This window comes from Undibacterium sp. Ji83W (genome assembly GCF_049340385.1).
In the GTDB taxonomy this organism is placed as follows: Bacteria; Pseudomonadota; Gammaproteobacteria; order Burkholderiales; family Burkholderiaceae_D; genus Undibacterium.
In genome coordinates this window covers 74,646-92,775 of sequence record NZ_JBMPOZ010000013.1, presented here as the reverse complement: position 1 = coordinate 92,775, position 18,130 = coordinate 74,646, and the positions used below count along the sequence as shown (strand labels likewise).

Below are 18,130 nucleotides of genomic sequence, written 5' to 3'. Positions count from 1 at the left end.
GATTATCAAAGGAGTCTCATGAAGCTATCTCGTTCAATCATTGCTGCTGCATCACTGGCAGTATTCAGCATGACACCAGCCTTGCTGGCACATGCCAAGACACCACAGCAGCTCAGTGCAAAAATTGATGGGAAGTTATTTGAGAGTGATGATGATGGCATTACCTATCTGATACCGACCAAGGGTGTACTGAACCTGATCGCTTCGACCAAAGGTGCATCTGCCTATCCTCCACCCAAGACACTGACAGACCGCCTGAGTATTATCTGCAGGAATTTGGACGGCAAGCCGGTCAAGTATCTAGCAAAGGATTTTAGTAATAGCGGCTGCGAAGTCAAATTTATCAAGGGTGAAAGCAAGAAACCCTTTGGCGAACCGGTGGCTGAATACATTGTGCGTGATGGCAAGAACATGCTGGAGATTACTGCCGTCAATGGCAAGCTTATCGAAGGCAAGTTTTCTTTTGAGCTTAGGGATACAAAGACCAAGGCAGTGCTAACGATCACTGAAGGTACATTCAAGGCGGAAGACCGGCAACTGTGATTGCTGCTGAAAATCACCTTCACAGCCTGGATAGCTTAGAAATTGTTGCAAAATAAAGTAACTCGACAAGCTCAGCTTCTCCCCGATGATGCAGGCAGTACCTCAGGGAGTCACAAACAAATCAAGCTTAATTTTGCGATCGCCTCTTGATAGCTTACTTAACCAGTTCAGCTAGCTGCGGCTGGAAAGGTAAAACTGCCTTTCAAAATGACTCATGTCACTGAACTGCGTAAATTCGGGGTTACCTAATTCAATGATGGGCAGCTTTTTTTTCAGCTTGCTTACCATCACCTGGAAATTCTTTTGGTAAGTGCTTGCCTCGCAGCTACTGAACTGCTTCACGTAATAGCCACCCGTGCTATGAAATTCATAGCCGTCATGATTTGCCAGCCTGATGCCTGTCGCCACTGACAGGCGATTGCGCAGATCACTCAGCTTTTTGGCCTCGGTATCGTCTATGCATTTGAGCGGGATGGCGGTCGTGATTTTTTGCCTGGGGGAGTCATCAATGACGAAGCGTAGTGGCAGCGTGACGCCCAGATCAAACTGGCGCAGGCGTTCAGCCAGGTAGCGATGGCATTCTTCCAGTGGCGCATCGAGCGGTAAGCCATGCGGCCAGTTGCCAGGCCGCCTTGCCGCATCTACCACTCCTTCAAAAATCGTCACATGATATGAAGTAGGTGGTAGCCAGGTGATATTTGTTTTGCCTGTCTGGTCTTGTAACTGTTGCCAGGCGATCGCGACTTCGGTATATGTCGGGCTGGCAGGCGGCAGGTGGCAGATGATGGTATTGCCGGGGAAGAATTGTACTTCTCCTGCCGTGCCGAATTTTTTACCCGGCCCCGTATCTGCCGGTTTGCCGGAAGGGACGGGGAATACGCCTTCGCAGGCTTGTCCTTCAACGGCACCGACCCAGGCAGGTTTGAGCAGGCTGGCACTGACGGCACTGCCCAGTCCTAACAGTAAATGTCTTCTGCTGATTTGCATGTGATTTTCTCCGTATTGCCCATGACAGCATGCAAGGGGCAGCGCTGCCATGGGTTTTCAACTGATGTGGTTCGTGGTCTTACATGGCGTAGGTCAGGCCCAGGAATAGCGCACGACCATTGTCAAATTCTTGTTGTACCAATTGCTGTTGCAAGCCGGTGGTGCGGCCCGGATGTGCATTCAACAGATTTTTTGCCTGCATCACGATGCCCAGCCGTTTTGAATACGCATATTTGATCTGGCTGTCAAAGGTGCCAAAGGCTTTGTAATACACATCTTGCGCGGCATTGGTGGTGGACAGTGTGATCAGGGTTGGCCCGGTCCAGTTATAGCTGAGTTGTGCGCTGACATTGCCATTGCCCCACAACAGCGACGCATTGGCGATGGATTTTGCCGATTCCAGCAGTGCCGGCATTTGCCTTTGCGTTTTGTTTTGCATGGTGATGGAAGAAGGATTCATGTCCATGATCGTGTAATTCAAGCTGGCACCAAACTGATTGAAGGGAGCCGGCAGGCTGCTGAATTTTGTATTCACTAACTGTAGTTCCAACCCGGTGACGCTGGCATTGCCAACATTCTGCGCCTGCGTTGTATTACTTTGGTAAATGGTGCCGGCTATCGTCAGGTTTTCGGTACGGGTGAGCTTGGCAATTTCATTGTCGATGTCTTTTCGGAAAACACCGGCCGAGATCATGCTGGTGTTGGACGGATACCATTCCAGCGATGCATTGAAATTATTGGCCGTGCGCGCCACCAGGTTGGGGTTGGCCTGTGTGATGCTGATGGTGGTGCCGCTAACACTGTTGGAATTTTGTGCCAGATCAGCATAGGTGGGACGGCCCAGTGATTTGTTGTAGGCTGTTCTTAATTTGAGACTGTCGCTGAAATCATAGATCAGATTCAGCGACGGCAGGACTTTGGCATAGGACGAATGCGTTGCGCTGGGAGCAAAGACTGCAGTCTGGTTCAGCGGTGCAGGTACATAGGTGTCGATATCGAGTTTGGTTTCTTCATAGCGCAGGCCAGCCGTGGCTGACCAGTTTTTAGCGCGGTAGGCTACCATGGCATAGGCCGCATTAACATCTTCCTTGATGTTGAAGTCTTTTTGCGTACTGTTGGTGATCATGGTGGCGCTGGACAGAATGTATTTACCCGGATTGGCGTTCAGGTAAGCCTGGGCATTGGCAGGATCAGCCAAAAGCAGGGTCTGTCCGTTGCTGGTGTAAGGTGTGATCGCTACGGTGCTGGCACCTACTGCAGACAACGGGATGCTGACGCCGGTCGCCGGAATGTATTTCAATACTTCATCGAAGTTATAGTTTTGCGTCAGCTTCCTGGATTGCAGGCCTGTTTTGTAACCCCAGCCGGTAGAGCCTTCATCCAGGTTTTTTGAAAAACTGATTTTCGCGACGACTGAGCGATTTTTGCTTTGTTCGTCATTGCGTGTGTTTTCAGTCTGCGTAAAGTTTCTGGCATCTTGCAGATAAGCGCGGTTGACCGGTGTCAGCACGGGCATCTGGCCGGGTTGGTCGCTGTAGTTGTAGGCCAGGCTGGCAGAATTGGCGCTGACGAAGGTATACAACTGCGACTCTTGCCGGTAGCTGCCCAGCGCACTGTTGACGACTGCTTCAATCACGCTGTCTTTGGCTGGCATGTAGGCAAAACCGGCCTCTACATAACTGATGCGGCGGGTTTGCGTAAAGGCAGAATAATCAGTTTGTGATTGCCCCACACCGACGCTGCCATCAGTAGCGGAAATGATATTGACAGGAGAAGTCGCGGCAGTGGCATTTTGCAACCATTGCGAGCGACGGTCTTCGGTGTTGACATGTTCAAACGCACCTGCGGTCAAGTGGGCGCTCAGGTCTTCGCGATTATCAAAATCAAAGCGGGCGAACAGACTTTTTCGCTCGCGGTTATTGTCATAAGTCAGCCATCTTTCGCGATCAGGAAAAGCGATGCTGCCATCCACGCTGGCGGTGGTCTGGTTGATTTTGGCAGCATTTGTCTGGCTGCCTGTGGCCGGGAAATAACTATAGCTATCAAGCGAAGTCAGCAAGGACGACGATTGCCGTTTGTAATAACCGACTGACATCAGTACACCAAACTGGTTATTGCTTCCAAAGGTGTTGCTGATGGTCATTTCGGCTTGCCCGGAGGGTTTGGAGTCACTCTTTTCCAACGCCCGCCATTGCGAGACATCGGCCCGGCCAGAGACATGAAAGCCACGTTTATCCAGGCCGCTACGGGTCACCAGGTTGGTGGTGCCACCGATGGCATTGCCATCCATGTCTGCATTCAGGCTTTTGTAGATATTCACCTGTTTTGAAAATGAAGAAGGTAGCACGTCCAGCGACACTGTTCTTCTGGTGGTTTCTGTGCCCGGGAAGGTGATGCCATCGATGGTCAGGGAATTGTAATCAGGGTTCAGGCCACGCAAGGTCATGAACTGCGCCTCGCCCCGGCCATTGTTCAAGATCATCGACACCCCGGCTACTCGCTGCAGCGCCTCACCCAGACCAAAGTCAGGGATGGAACCAATTTCATCGGAAGAAATGCCGTCGGAAATAGTATTACCGTCACGCTTCTGGGAGATGGCTTTGTTCAGTGCCAATGCCTTGCCGGTGACGGTAATCGTGCTGACTTTATCATCTTCGGCAGTTTGTGGAGTTTGTGCATAGGCACTGCTGACCGCCAGGGCGATCAGGCTCAGGCCGCATAACTGCGGCAGCAGGCTAGGTTTACGCTGGGGATAGTAGCGACTGCTGGAATTGTGGCCATGATGAGAATACGGTGCTGGTTTCATTTGTCGTCCTCTTGGTTAGTTCGTCTGCCCAGAAAAATGGGTCAGCTCGTCCTTTTTTATTTTATTCACTTCCTGTGACTTAATTATTACACGAAACCTAAACCATGGATGATTTTGTGGTTTTTATGTGATTTTATATTTCATTGGCAATTTTCCAAGAGAACATTTGCATCTCAAGCCAGACAAATGCAAAGCAATGGCAAGATTGAGACCTATCCATATACATGCAGGTATATTTACTCAGCGTAAGTGATTTAATTTTTATATAATTAATTCAAACTGTACCGTGGTGCTGTTGCCGCAGGCAGGTCCCTATTGCGCTTTGCATCCAGATTGAATATGCCACTTCAAAATAATCCTCATTCCAACCTGCGGTTTCATAGCAAATTTTCGCGTGAAGTCCGTGAGCCTGTCACAGTGACTGCCAATGAAAGGCAGCTACTGGACCTGGTGCGCCGCAAGGTGGCGGTGACGCGGGCAGATCTGACCAGGGTGACCGGTCTGGCGGCGCAGTCCGTCATGCGACTGGTGGATGACCTCGCAGCGCGGGGTTTGCTGGTATTTACCGATGCCCTGCCCAGCAAGACCAGGGGCAAACCCAGTCCACAGATTGCCCTGGTGGCTGACTTTGCATTTTGCATAGGCGCCTCTATTGCTACCGATGAAATCAATCTGGTGTTGATCGATTTTGCTGGCAACCTGATCGGTCAATCCACCAAACGCATGACACCTGTCACGCGGCTGGAATTGTGCAGCTACTTGCGCATCGCCATAGACCAGTTGCTGGACCTGCACCCGATGGCGCGCAATCGTCTGTTTGGCGTAGGTGTAGGCATGACGGGTTTCTTTATCGGCCAGGGAGCCCGGCTGAACCCACCTGAACCTTTGGATGACCTGGCGCTTATCGATCTTGATCTGTTGCTGGAAAAAGAAATCGGCTATCCGGTCTGGCTGGACAATGACGGCAATGCCGCAGCCATAGGTGAAAGCCTGCTGGGCGTGGGCATGCACTGCCAGAATTTTGCCTATCTGTTTTTTAGTCATGGATTTGGCGGCGGTATTGTGTACCAGGGCCAGTGCATGCGCGGTGCCCATGGCAACGCCGGTGAATTTGCCGGTTTCTTGCCGGGACAGGGGCTGGAAAGACCTACCCTGGAAATGCTACGCCTGATGTGCAATGAAGATGGCCAGTCTTTCGCCACCATCCATGACATGCTGGAACAGCTTGAACCGGCCTGGCCTTGCGTAGACCGCTGGATAGACCGTTGTCTGCCAGCGCTGACGCTGGTGACATCTGCCATCGTCGGCATACTTGATACCGAACGCATTGTCCTGGGGGGACGTTTGCCAAAGATACTGGCGGAGCGCCTGATCGCCAGACTGGTCATCGACAATATCCCCCGACGTGGGGTGCAGCGCCCACAGGCGCTCATTGTCGCTTCAGAAATAAGTAGTGACGCAACAGCCATTGGTGCAGCGTCATTACCTTTGAAGCAGCATTTTTTCTTTTGACGTACTGATAATCTCTGTCACGAAACTGTCATGGCCATATTATTGCTGGCTGCTACCATGGGAACTGAATTTCTCCTCAGGTAAAAGAAAGCGCTGATGCCCGTAAAAACAATCCAACAGATGCACCAAAGCACTTTGCTGTTTGTGCTGGTGCTGCTACTTGGCTTGCATCCTGTGGCCAGCTATCTGTATTTACCAGCATTGCCATTGTTAAAAGTGCAGTTGGGTATCTCTGACGCCGAAGCGCAAATGACTTTGTCGATACTGGTCATCAGTTTTGGCTTTGGCCAGATTATCTGGGGGCCGGTAGCCGACAGGCTGGGGCGCAGGTGGGTCTTGTTGTTTGGCCTAGGCATGCTGCTGCTTGCCAGCTTGTTCGTTACGTTCACCAGCGAGCTTGGTGTGCTGCTGGTGGGCCGCGTTTTTCAGGGGCTGGGGATTGCCGCTGCCGGTGTCTGTGCACGTGCCATCGTGCGTGACTGTTTTCAGCCGGTGGATGGGATACGCATATTGTCGCTGTCTTTTTCCTGGCTGGGCCTGATTTCACTGACCGGCCCGCTGCTTGGTGCCAGCCTGATTTATGTCGGCGGCTTTCGTGCTGCGCTGGGTACGCTGATAGTCTGTAGTGCGCTGGCCTTAGTGTTCATTGCCATCAGACTGCCGGAAACCGCTCCGGCATCGGCTACCATGGATGTTGAAGACGCTGGAAAAACGAGCATTGCCGATATCCTGAAACAGTGCATGCGCCAGTTCCGGCAAATTTTGCAACACCCGCTGTTTTTAAGTTATGCAGCGCTGACGGCATTCAGTTATTCCGGCCATTATTTTTTCCTGTCGCTGTCTCCCTTTGTTTTTACTGACCTGTATGGGATGGATGCGCTGGATCTGGGTTATCTGTTTTCCTTCAGTTCCCTGGTACATCTTGCCGGTACATTTGCCTGCCGCAAATGGCTGGCTGAGCATGGCATACGCACGACCTTAAAAATCACGGGTTTGATTACGCTGATTGGGGGCGTCAGTATCGTCATGCTGAATCAGATGGGGTGGCAATCGATCTGGGCCATCCTGCTGCCGCAATCACTGTTCCTGTTTGCGCATGCCATACACCAGTCCTGCGGCCAATCGGCAGTGTCGGCACCGTTCAGCAAACTGGCGGCGACAGCATCTTCGCTATGTGGTTTCCTGATTACCGCAGTAGCCATCGTGCTGGGTGAAATCCTGAAAGTCACGTTACCAGCAGGCCGCGAAGGCATGGTCGAAGGTATAGGCATATGCGCACTGCTGACAACCGCTGTTGCCTGGACCTGGGTGCAGCGGTATGGTGATGTTGCACGGCAGGCAGATGCATGAATGTTTGCCTGGCCTGGTAAAAAAACAGTTCATGCATGCACGCATGCACGTATCCCCACGCCTGCAGGCCAGATTTCAGTGGCACGGAAACACGTTTGTAGTCTGATACTTCATATGCATCTGCAGCTGCCAATTCTTGCGCAGTGATTTCAAAAACAGTGCCGGACACTTCATCATCAAGATTGGTGCTGGACTGAACAATGGGGTGATGCGTTTTTCCACTGGTTGCAATCACTTCCGGATCGTCTATCGCAACGAGTGACTGCATGTAACCAAGTATGGAATCAGGGCGCCCTATAAGCTCACGTCCAAAATTGGCTAACTGCACGGCTTTGTCTGGTAGCGTGCCATACGAAAATAACAGTACCTCGGTATTTTTCGATAAAGTCATATCGCTTACTTCTTTACATAATCTTGATCCATACGAGATCAATGCGGAACAATGCAGATATTGAAAATGATCCTGTCAGGCCATCATTTTTAACAAATTCAGCATGCGGGCAAATGTTTTTCCATACGGCGGATACAGCAGGCTGATGCCATTTGACCTGCTTTGGTAAAAGACCGGCTTTTCCTTGCTGAGGCCACAGAATCCCCATTCGCCGTGGTAGGCTCCCATGCCGCTGGCACCGACACCGCCGAACGGTTGTGACTCCTGGCTGAGATGCCACAGGCAATCATTGATGGTCACATCGCCAGACACGGTTTGTTCTAGTACCAGGTCACGGTTGCCATTGTCGGTGCCGTACCAGTGCAGGGCTAGTGGTCGCTCCCGGTCGTTGATGAATTCTATCGCCTCTTTGACGTCGCCCTGATAAGTGACGATGGGTAGCAAGGGACCAAAAATTTCTTCCTGCATGATGCGCATGTCTGGTGTGGCATTCAAGACCAACACAGGGGCCTGCTTGCGTCAAATTTCAAGGGGATCAAGGTATAAATGCAGGAAGGACTACTCTACATATCAAGCGTAGAAATGGAAAACCGGCCAATATCAGCGGCATCAGCCAGTATCGGTTAAGCGATACTGGCTGATACTGGTTAATATTGGCCGTTTTTTAAGCAGTTTACTCAGATACCTTTGCGCACCAGCACCGGATCGGGCCTATATACCGCTGGCATGACACGCTTGAGGTTCTCGACCTTGGGCAAGTCATTGATCGCAATATATGGCTCGTTAGGATGCAGGGTCAGGTAATTCTGATGATAGGCCTCTGCCGGGAAAAAGCCTGTATCTGCTTCCAGGGTGGTCGCCAGTTTGCTGCGGAAAGCGTGCGAGGCATTCAGTTGGGTGATGTATTTTTCAGCCACATCGCGTTGCGTCGGCGTGGCTGGGAAAATCGCTGAACGGTATTGCGTGCCGCTGTCCGGGCCCTGGCGGTTCAACTGGGTAGGGTCATGGGCGACAGAGAAAAATATCTGCAGCAGCTTGCCATAACTGATCTGGGTGGGATCATAGGTCACCTGCACTGCTTCTGCATGACCGGTTGCGCCTGAACCTACCAGTTCATAATGCGCAGTTGCTGCCTTGCCACCGGCATAGCCCGAGACTGCATTGGTAACGCCACGCACATGCTGGAATACGCCCTGCACACCCCAGAAGCAGCCTCCGGCAAACACTGCTGTCTCTGTCTTGGCGCTACCTGCCGGTGCATCCACCACTGGCGCGGCTATGACTACTGCTGCTTCGCCAGCACGTACCTGGCCATTCAAAACCAGCGCTGCTGCGACACCACCTATGCCCAGTACCAGGGCTGTGAATCTGTTTGCTATTTTCATGTCGTACTCCTCGTAGAAAGAAAATCAACCAAAAGTAAAGGCGTAAGCCTCTACTCCCGGATCAAGAAACTCTATGCTGAAAGTGTGCCCGGCGACTTTGCCGGATTGCCGTACCAGTTGGTACAAGCGCTGACCAGTCACCGTGCCAGTACCGTCGGCGGCTATGTCGCTACCATGTGCAGCACCAGGCGCAGCGCCATCGATAGTGACGCGGAAACGCACAGGCTTGCCGTCTTTGCCTGGCCCCAGCACCAGATGCAGGTCGCGAGCCTGGAAGCGGTAAGTGATGCGCCCTCCCTTTTGCGTCAGGGCGGCATGCTCTTCCTGCACCTTCCAGTTACCTGCCAGACCCCATTGATTCAGCGTCAGTTGCGTTGGCAGGCTGTAATCGGCATTGCGGTTTTGCTGTACGCCACCAGCTGAAACAAAGTTTTGTACGCGGCTATAACCAAGATAAGTTTCTGGTGATTTGACCTGGCTATCATCCGCCGCCATTTGTGCACCAGCCGCACCCGTCTCGATGACGACATCATTGGCGACATTTTTCTGGCCTGCTTCTTCCAGCAATTGCTGTATCACCTGTTCAGATTGCACATATTCGCCTTCACCAAAATGATGGTGGCGTATGCGGCCAGCGGCATCGATGAAATAATGCGCAGGCCAGTACTTGTTGCCAAAGGCACGCCAGATTGCATAGTTGTTGTCGATGGCAACCGGGTAGCTGATACCCAGGTCGCGCACAGCCTTGCTGACATTGGCAGGGTCACGCTCAAACGCAAATTCAGGCGCGTGTACACCAATCACGACCAGGCCCTGGTCGCGGTATTTCTTGGCCCATGCCTGCACATACGGCAGACTGCGCAGACAGTTGATGCAAGAGTAGGTCCAGAAATCGACGAGCACGACCTTGCCTTTGAGCTCCTGCGCAGTCAGTGGTTTGGAATTGAGCCATTGTGTTGCACCATCCAATGGCGGCATATTTCCTTCTTCTGATAAAGCGCCTGCCGTAGCTGCATTGCTACCATGCGCAGACATCATGGCATTCGATGGTGCCATGGTGTTGGATGCCATTTGCTTGTTCGATGCCATCATGGCGTTGGACGCCATCATTGCATTCGAGGCCATCATTGCCCCCTGCTGCGGGGCAGCCTGTGCTGGTGCAGGATTGGCTTGTACATCTGGTGAATTTGACGCATAGCGGTCTATCAATTGCTGTTCCAGCCCAGAGGTGGCAACAGTGGACAACCGCGTCAGCAAACCAGTATCCAGACCCAGCGCAATCGCAGCAACACCGGCTATCATGGCAGCACCCAGGATACGGCGTATCCATTCCCCAGCACCCAGCGAGCGCTTCATCGCGGCAAATACCTTGCCACCTATCAGCAAGGCCACTGCCAATGAAGTCGCGGCACCGGCAGCGTAAGCCAGCAGCAAAAAAGTTGTCTGTGCACTGGCACCGTTGAGTGCAGCACCTGTCAACAGCAGACCCAGCACAGGCCCGGCACAGGGTGCCCATAACAGTCCGGTTGCCACACCCAGCAAGAGTGATGAACCTATACCACCACCATCCGCCTGCGCTGTGTTCGACAGGCGGTCACCCGCAGCCACCAGCGGCTTGGTGAGCTTGTCAGCCAGATGCGGGAACAATAGTGTCACTCCAAAAAAAGCCAGCAAGGCCATCGCCAGCCAACGGCCATATTGATTTGTCTGCAACACCCAGTTACCGCCCACCGCAGCCAGTGTGGCAACGGCAGCAAAGGTCAGCGCCATGCCCACCAACAGGGGCAAGCCACTGCGACGGAATGGCTGGCCGGTGCGGGCAAAGACAAAGGGCAGCACCGGCAGGATGCAGGGGCTGAGTATGGTCAACACACCACCAAGATAAGAAATAAGTATCAACAACATGTTTGCTTTCTGTATGCCGCTCAGGCTCAATCAGGCTTAATTACGCTTTACCCGGTGTGAATGTCATCGCCACGCCATTCATGCAATAACGCAGGCCAGTAGGACGCGGTCCGTCATCAAATACATGGCCGAGATGACCACCACAACGGCGGCATAGTACTTCTGTACGCAGCATGCCAAAGGTGGTGTCGGTCACATTGCTGACAGCGCGCTCCAGTGGCGCATAAAAACTGGGCCAGCCAGTGCCGCTGTCGAATTTGGTTTTCGACGAAAACAGCGGCAACTGACAGCCAGCGCAACTGAACTGGCCACTGCGGTGTTCATCATTGAGCGGGCTACTGAAGGCACGCTCGGTCGCGCCACGGCGCAAGACTTCATATTGCATGCCGGTCAGCAGGCGACGCCATTCGGCATCGGTGCGTTGAACTTCAAACACATTACCCACAGGGGCGGCTGACAACATGCGGCTCATGGCCAGCATGCTGCCAGCCAGTAGAAATTGACGTCGGTTTTGCATATATCCTCCTTGGTGTATGTACAGCATCTGCGCCACGGTTCTTATTGTGCGCCTCAAGCGCTGTCCAAGTCTTCACGTAAAGTTAAACGATTTGTGATACTTTTTACCCGTAAATCCTGCACAATGACAACATTCGGTCGGCGGGGAAAAGCGTGGATACAGCAAAAAATATATTGATTGTGGAAGATGACATGCCTATCGCCGACCTGCTGCGCCTGCACATGAAGGACGAGGGTTACCAGGTCACGCACTGCGCTGATGGCAAGCAGGGGCTGGCACAATTGCGTGCCGGGAAGTGGGATGCAATGATCCTCGACATCATGTTGCCCGGTGTCGATGGGCTGGAAATCTGCCGCCAGGCACGCGCGATGGAAAATTATGTTCCGATTATCATCATCAGCGCCCGCTCCAGCGAAGTGCACCGCATCCTGGGTCTTGAACTGGGTGCAGATGATTACCTGGCCAAACCTTTCTCGGTGCTGGAACTGGTGGCGCGCGTCAAGGCTATGCTGCGCCGTGCCGATGCGATGGACAAGAGCCGCCGCACTGAAGCCGGAGATGTGGCGATAGATGGCGTGGCCTTGTCGCCAGTGACACGGGTCGCCACTGCCGATGGCAAGTTGCTGGACCTGACCCCGCGTGAATTTGACTTGTTGTACTTCTTTGTACGCCACCCTGGCCAGGTCTATTCACGCCTGGATTTGCTCAACAAGGTCTGGGGTTATGAACATGAGGGGTATGAACATACCGTTAATACCCATATCAACCGCCTGCGCGCCAAGATAGAGAGCAACCCGGCAGAACCACACCGCATACTGACGGTATGGGGCAAAGGTTACCGCTATGCACTGCCAGGAGAGGCAACGTGAAGCTGACGCTGTCGCAGCGTTTGTCGCTGGTATTTTCCGTGTTGTTGCTGGCCAGTTGCGGTTTTTCTGCCTGGTTGCAGATACGCGCCAATGACATGCGCGAAATGGAAGTGGTGCAAGGCCTGTCACGCGGCCTGGCAGGCAGCATTGCAGTCAATGCACAATTGACGGGAACAGAAGAAATGGGGCCGGATTCTGTGCGTCGCCTGTTTGACCAGTTAATGACTGTCAACCCCAGTGTGGAAGTTTATCTGCTCGATGAGACCGGCAAGATCATCGGCAATGCGGCACCACCTGGACGTCTGAAGCGCCAGCAGGTTGATCTGGCACCCATACGTAAATTCCTTGATGGCCGCATGCTGCCCATACTTGGGGACGACCCGCGCAGTGAAAACAGACGCAAGGTATTCAGCGCGGCGGCATTGCGCAGTAACAGGCCTGAGGTGCATTACATCTACGTTATTTTGCAAGGCGAAGAGCATGACCGCTATGTTGTCCATGCGGGTATCAATGCCGTATTGCGTGTCACCCTGTTGTCGATGGCACTGGTGGCATTACTGACACTGGTAGCTGGCTGGGCCGCGCTGCGCTGGGTTACCCGACCTTTGCACAGGCTGGCAGACACCATGCGCCGTTTTGATACCCAGGCTGAACAGCCCGTCGTACCGCCAGCGTTAGCACAGGCTACCAACCAGCGAGATGAAATCGCGGTGCTGGAAACCAGCTTCGGGCAAATGGCGGCGCGCATCAATGAGCAATGGCATACATTGAAGCAGATGGATCATGACCGGCGCGAAGTGGTCGCCAATATCTCCCATGACTTGCGCACGCCGTTGACATCCATCCACGGTTACCTGGAAACCCTGGCTGCCAGAGATGCGACGCTGGATGCGACTGAGCGCCAGCGCTACCTGGCGATTGCGCTGGGCCAGAGCCGCAAGGTTGGCCGCCTGGCGCAGGCACTATTTGATCTCGCACGTCTCGAGCATGGCGGCGTAGCACCTGAACTGGAAACTTTCATTCTGAATGACCTGATACAGGATGTGTTCCAGAAATTTGAGCTACAGGCACAAACCGGCCAGGTCAGGCTGGAAGCAGAACTGGATGGCAATGCCATGGTCATGGCAGACCTCGGCATGATAGAGCGGGTGCTGACCAACCTGATCGACAATGCCATACGCCATACGCCGGCAGGCGGCGCGGTGACTGTGGCGGTAGCAAAACGCCTGCGGTCCGTGGAAATCTGCATACGTGATACCGGCCCGGGCATACCCATCGAATTGCTGGACAAACTGTTCAAGCGACCATTTGCACTCAGTGGTGAAGGTCACGGTGGTGGTGGGCTGGGCTTGCTGATCGTGCACCGCATATTGCAATTGCATCACAGCAGCATAGAGTTGCGTAGTGGTGTTGGAGCAGACAGCAGTGCAAGCAATGCGGGCGCTTGTTTTTGCTTTGAATTGCCGTTGGCAGCAAGCCCAGGTGGGGCCTGACTGATTTTACTTATCTGACCTATTTCCCCGCTTTTTTCTTCACCTGACTTGAGCGAGTAACTTGCGTTGAATTACGTGCCAGTTCAACGAAGGCTTTCAAATAATCGATATCGACATCGGCTTCGCGCGCGCCCAGAAATATCTGTTTGGCGATACCCTGGCGACCCAGGCGTACTGCCACTACATCCATTTTTTCTGCATACTCTTCTGCCAGCCAGCGCGGCAAGGCGGCAACGCCACGGCCACTTTCCACCATCTGCAACATGATGTCGGTAGTCTCTATGGTCTTGTGCCGCTGCGGGCTGATCCCGGCTGGCATCAGGAACTGGTTATAGATATCCAGCCGGTCTATCGCCACGGGATAAGTGATGAGCACTTCATCACCGAGCTGTGCCGGCTGCACATAGGCGACCTTGGCCAGCGCATGTTTGCGGCTGACGACCAGCACCTGCTCGTAATCAAATACAGGTTCAAAATGCAGGCCAGGTTTGTAGAGTGGATCAGGTGTCACCAGCAAATCTATCTCATAACCAAACAGGGCACCAATGCCGCCAAACTGGAATTTTTGTTTGACATCGACATCAACATCGGGCCAGCTTGCCAGATAAGGTGACACCACCTTCAACAGCCACTGGTAACAGGGATGACATTCCATGCCTATGCGCAAGGTGCCACGCTCACCGCAGGCGTACTGGCTCATGCGCTCTTCTGCCATTGCCAGTTGCGGCAGCACGCGGTTGGCGACTGCCAGCAGATATTCACCTGCCTGTGTCAGTCGCAGGCTGCGCCCTTCACGCAGCCAGATGTCAGTACCCAGATGTTGTTCAAGCTTCTTGATGGCATGACTAAGCGCTGACTGAGTCAGGAACAGGGCAGACGCTGCAGCAGTCAGCGAGCCCTGTTTTTCTACTTCCTGGATGATGGACAGATGTATGCGTTCTAGCATGATGTATGAACAAAACTAATCGAATAATGAGAAAACATCATTTTACTTCATGATTTGCTGACTATAGCATAGGCCTCATTCAATAATCTCAATGGAATGAAGACAACATCATGGTCACTACACATAATCTGGGCTTTCCCCGCATTGGTGCCAAACGCGAACTCAAGTTTGCGCTGGAATCTTACTGGAAAGGCGAATCTTCACGCGATGCACTGAAGGGTCTGGGTGCAGAACTGCGCCAGCGCCACTGGAGTCACCAGTCGGCACTGGACCTGACACCGGTTGGAGACTTTGCTTTTTACGACCAGATGCTGGACATGAGTTTCACGCTGGGCAATTTGCCTGAACGTGTCAGCGGTTTTCATGGCGATGTACTGGATAATTATTTCCGCGTTGCTCGTGGCCGTTCTGCCAAAGGGCTGGAAGACCACAGTGCCTGCTGTGGTGCAAATGGAGGTGGAAGCGATGGTGTCGCGGCTGGCGAAATGACCAAATGGTTTGACACCAATTATCACTATATCGTCCCAGAATTTACTGCCGACACAAAGTTTGTACTTGATGCTACACGCCTGCTGGAACAACTGGCAGAAGCCAAACGCCTGGGTGTGAAAGCCAAGCCTGTCATCATTGGCCCGGTCACTTACCTGTCCCTGGGTAAAGCCAAGGACGATACTGACAAGCTGGCCCTGCTGCCACGCCTGCTGCCAGTCTATGCAGAATTGCTGAACCAGCTTGCGGCACAGGGTGTTGAATGGGTACAAATCGATGAACCCATACTGGTCACTGAATTGACAACAGAATGGCAGGATGCGATCAAGACTGCATACACAACACTAGCCAGTCATACGACGGGCAAAGTCAAACTGCTGCTGGCAACTTACTTTGGTCAATTGCAAGACAACCTGGCGCTGACATGCCAGTTACCTGTACAAGGCCTGCATCTGGATGCCATCAATGCGCGTGCAGAAGTCAACGCTGTCGTTGAACAGTTGCCACAAGACCGCGTGTTGTCACTGGGTGTCATCAATGGCCGCAATATCTGGAAAACTGATCTCAATACCGTGCTGGAATGGCTTACGCCGGTATCAAAAACCTTGGGTGACCGTCTTTGGATAGCGCCTAGTTGTTCATTGCTGCATGTGCCAGTTGATCTGGACAGCGAACAAAAACTGGATGCCGATATCCGTTCATGGCTGGCTTTTGCAATCCAGAAGCTGGATGAACTCAAGGTATTGGCAACTGCCCTGAATCAGGGTAGCGCCGCCGTCAAAAATGAGCTGGAAGCCAACCAGGCAGCGATTGCCGCACGCCGCACCTCACCAAGGGTGAACAATGCTGCCGTCAAAGCCGCGGTTGCCGCCATTACTGCAGACATGGGACAACGCCAGAGCGCCTATGCGCAGCGCGCCAGCAAGCAAGCCACATTGCTGAAGCTGCCAGCGTATCCGACGACAACTATCGGTTCTTTCCCGCAGACGGCAGAAATCCGCCATGCACGCAGTGAATTCAAGGCGGGCAGACTGGACGAAGATGGCTATAAAGTCGCCATGCAGGCGGAGATTGCCCGCAGCGTGCGTGAACAGGAGGCACTGGGTCTGGACGTGCTGGTGCATGGCGAAGCCGAGCGCAATGATATGGTTGAATATTTTGGTGAGCAACTTGACGGCTATGCCTTCAGCCAGTTTGGCTGGGTACAGTCATATGGTTCACGTTGCGTGAAACCGCCCATCCTGTTCGGTGACATCGCCCGCCCCAAAGCCATGACGGTAGAATGGAGCCGTTATGCACAGTCCCTGACTGCAAAACCGATGAAGGGTATGCTGACTGGCCCGGTCACCATCTTGAACTGGTCCTTCGTGCGTGATGACCAGCCACGTTCTGTGTCTTGCTACCAGCTTGCCCTGGCAATTCGCGAAGAAGTGCTGGACCTGGAAAAAGCAGGCGTGCGCGTGATCCAGATTGATGAGGCAGCATTGCGTGAAGGCCTGCCACCGCGTAAAGCACAATGGCAGGAATACCTGGGCTGGGCAGTAGAATCTTTCCGCATCACGGCCAATGGTGCACAGGATGAAACCCAGATTCATACCCATATGTGCTATTCAGAATTCAATGACATCATTGAATCTATCGCTGGCATGGATGCTGACGTGATTACCATAGAAACTTCACGCTCTGACATGGAGTTGCTGGATGCATTCGATCACTTTAATTATCCTAACGAGATCGGCCCTGGCGTCTATGATATCCATTCGCCGAACATTCCGACACAGGCGCATATCGAGCAATTGATGAAGAAAGCTGCTGAACGTATCCCGGCTGAACGCCTGTGGGTCAATCCGGATTGCGGCTTGAAGACACGCGCATGGGAAGAAGTGATTCCTGCGCTGACCAATATGGTGGCAGCGGCTAAAGCCCTGCGTAGTGCGGCATAAAAACGGCGACATAAAAGCGCAGCATAACAGCGCTGCAAGACCCCTGTAACGCTACATAAGAATAAGGTTTTGGCATATGGCGGTTGGCATCACTCATTGCGTGACACCAACCGCCACCGTCGTGAAACCGACAGGGAAAGGATACAGATGGGCGTGAAATTCTATGGCAAGGAAGAACTGCTTTCGGGTTTGCCTGATTCTCATCTTCCTCAAGATCAGGAAGTCTGAATAAGATAAGATAGTAGTTTTCAAGCGGCGCATTTTGCATGGCTATTCAGGACACACTATTGAAAAAAAGAGCATGGATCAGGCTGCCATCGGGCAAGCACCTGGATCTGATCAACCCCGATCCCCAGGTCTGGCTGGATAGTGACCTGGCAGACAGATTGTCCCGCACTTACCGCTGGGGCGGCGAATCCTGCTGGGCAAGGCCGCTGTCAGTCGCGCAGCATAGCCTGAATGTATTGGCCCTGCGCAGTACCATGACAGACGCTGCCTTAAGCAACGGGGCAGCGCTGCGCGAACTCCTGCACGATGGCGAAGAAGGCTTGCTGGCCTTTGATTGCATTTCACCACTCAAGGCCGTATTGGGCGCACCTTTCAAGGCAGTCAGCGACAGGTTGACAGATGCCATCGTCCAGCGTTACCAACTGCCCGCCTGGAATGACATGGATTACCGCCTGCATAAACTCGCAGATGAACTGATCGCGGCCTCAGAGGCCGTGCATTGTGCCGGTTGGCCACGCAATGAAGTACTGGATGTACTGGAAATTAAACTCCCCATACTGGAAGAAGACCCATTGGCAGAAATTTATAGTAGTCAGCCATGGGAACCATGGGCACCGGATGTGGCCTGTAAACGGTTTTTAGAAAAACTGATTTCCCTGAACTCCCTGAATTCCTTGAACAATACTGCACTGTGAATATGAAAATCAATGCCGGAAAAATCCGGCATTGATACTGCACCATTCACTCCTGCCATATCTGATACTGC

The 18,130-nt window shown here is 52.9% G+C and carries 15 protein-coding genes and 1 pseudogene; 8 read left to right on the top strand and 8 right to left on the bottom strand.

From position 1 onward, the window contains the following. Positions 1-18 precede the first annotated feature (18 nt). Complete coding sequence (locus tag ACO0LD_RS20440; RefSeq protein ID WP_423010021.1) at positions 19-543, top strand: hypothetical protein; 525 nt, start codon at positions 19-21, stop codon at positions 541-543. Positions 544-714: 171 nt separating this feature from the next. On the opposite strand, the gene ACO0LD_RS20435 is transcribed toward ACO0LD_RS20440, so the two are convergent. Continuing rightward, positions 715-1,530, bottom strand: coding sequence for a DUF1868 domain-containing protein (locus ACO0LD_RS20435; protein WP_423010020.1), 816 nt, complete (start codon positions 1,528-1,530; stop codon positions 715-717). A 79-nt stretch (positions 1,531-1,609) separates the two neighbouring features. Further along, positions 1,610-4,336 (bottom strand): TonB-dependent receptor, encoded by a 2,727-nt coding sequence (locus ACO0LD_RS20430; RefSeq protein WP_423010019.1) that lies wholly within the window; start codon positions 4,334-4,336, stop codon positions 1,610-1,612. A gap of 339 nt (positions 4,337-4,675) precedes the next feature. Here ACO0LD_RS20430 and ACO0LD_RS20425 point away from each other — a divergent pair, with 339 nt between their 5' ends. Continuing rightward, on the top strand, positions 4,676-5,848 hold the full coding sequence (locus ACO0LD_RS20425; protein WP_423010018.1) for an ROK family transcriptional regulator: 1,173 nt from the start codon (positions 4,676-4,678) through the stop codon (positions 5,846-5,848). Between the two features lie 96 nt (positions 5,849-5,944). Then, positions 5,945-7,198, top strand: a complete 1,254-nt coding sequence (locus ACO0LD_RS20420) for an MFS transporter (RefSeq protein ID WP_423010017.1) — start codon at positions 5,945-5,947, stop codon at positions 7,196-7,198. A 40-nt stretch (positions 7,199-7,238) separates the two neighbouring features. On the opposite strand, the pseudogene ACO0LD_RS20415 reads toward ACO0LD_RS20420, so the two are convergent. From ACO0LD_RS20415 to msrB, 5 genes and pseudogenes are all read right to left on the bottom strand, one after another. Beyond that, a pseudogene (locus ACO0LD_RS20415) lies at positions 7,239-7,589 on the bottom strand (gamma-glutamylcyclotransferase family protein); the annotation flags it as partial. A gap of 75 nt (positions 7,590-7,664) precedes the next feature. Next, entirely contained in the window at positions 7,665-8,093 is a 429-nt protein-coding gene (locus tag ACO0LD_RS20410) for an aldehyde dehydrogenase family protein (protein WP_423010016.1), read from the bottom strand. Between the two features lie 173 nt (positions 8,094-8,266). Further along, positions 8,267-8,974, bottom strand: a complete 708-nt coding sequence (gene msrA, locus ACO0LD_RS20405) for a peptide-methionine (S)-S-oxide reductase MsrA (RefSeq protein ID WP_423010015.1) — start codon at positions 8,972-8,974, stop codon at positions 8,267-8,269. Positions 8,975-8,998: 24 nt separating this feature from the next. Further along, the gene (locus tag ACO0LD_RS20400; protein WP_423010014.1) at positions 8,999-10,879 is read right to left on the bottom strand and encodes a cytochrome c biogenesis protein DipZ; all 1,881 of its coding nucleotides are present in this window, start codon (positions 10,877-10,879) and stop codon (positions 8,999-9,001) included. A 40-nt stretch (positions 10,880-10,919) separates the two neighbouring features. Beyond that, positions 10,920-11,396: a peptide-methionine (R)-S-oxide reductase MsrB gene (gene msrB / locus ACO0LD_RS20395; protein ID WP_423010013.1), complete on the bottom strand. Its 477-nt coding sequence runs from the start codon at positions 11,394-11,396 to the stop codon at positions 10,920-10,922. A 152-nt stretch (positions 11,397-11,548) separates the two neighbouring features. Between msrB and ACO0LD_RS20390 the strand changes: the two genes are divergently transcribed. Both ACO0LD_RS20390 and ACO0LD_RS20385 read left to right on the top strand, forming a co-directional pair. Continuing rightward, entirely contained in the window at positions 11,549-12,265 is a 717-nt protein-coding gene (locus tag ACO0LD_RS20390; RefSeq protein ID WP_423010012.1) for a response regulator transcription factor, read from the top strand. Next, positions 12,262-13,758 carry a HAMP domain-containing sensor histidine kinase gene (locus ACO0LD_RS20385; RefSeq protein WP_423010011.1) on the top strand — a complete coding sequence of 499 codons (1,497 nt, stop codon included), beginning with the start codon at positions 12,262-12,264 and terminating at the stop codon, positions 13,756-13,758. Before ACO0LD_RS20390 ends, ACO0LD_RS20385 begins: the two co-directional genes overlap by 4 nt. A gap of 19 nt (positions 13,759-13,777) precedes the next feature. On the opposite strand, the gene ACO0LD_RS20380 is transcribed toward ACO0LD_RS20385, so the two are convergent. After that, positions 13,778-14,704 (bottom strand): LysR family transcriptional regulator, encoded by a 927-nt coding sequence (locus ACO0LD_RS20380; RefSeq protein ID WP_423010010.1) that lies wholly within the window; start codon positions 14,702-14,704, stop codon positions 13,778-13,780. A gap of 110 nt (positions 14,705-14,814) precedes the next feature. On the opposite strand from ACO0LD_RS20380, the gene metE reads away from it, so the two are divergent. The 3 genes from metE (at position 14,815) to ACO0LD_RS20365 (ending at position 18,059) form a co-directional block, all read left to right on the top strand. After that, the gene (gene metE, locus ACO0LD_RS20375) at positions 14,815-17,136 is read left to right on the top strand and encodes a 5-methyltetrahydropteroyltriglutamate--homocysteine S-methyltransferase (protein ID WP_423010009.1); all 2,322 of its coding nucleotides are present in this window, start codon (positions 14,815-14,817) and stop codon (positions 17,134-17,136) included. A 69-nt stretch (positions 17,137-17,205) separates the two neighbouring features. Beyond that, on the top strand, positions 17,206-17,364 hold the full coding sequence (locus ACO0LD_RS20370; RefSeq protein WP_423010093.1) for a hypothetical protein: 159 nt from the start codon (positions 17,206-17,208) through the stop codon (positions 17,362-17,364). A gap of 38 nt (positions 17,365-17,402) precedes the next feature. Then, positions 17,403-18,059, top strand: coding sequence for a phosphohydrolase (locus ACO0LD_RS20365; protein WP_423010008.1), 657 nt, complete (start codon positions 17,403-17,405; stop codon positions 18,057-18,059). Positions 18,060-18,130 lie beyond the last annotated feature (71 nt).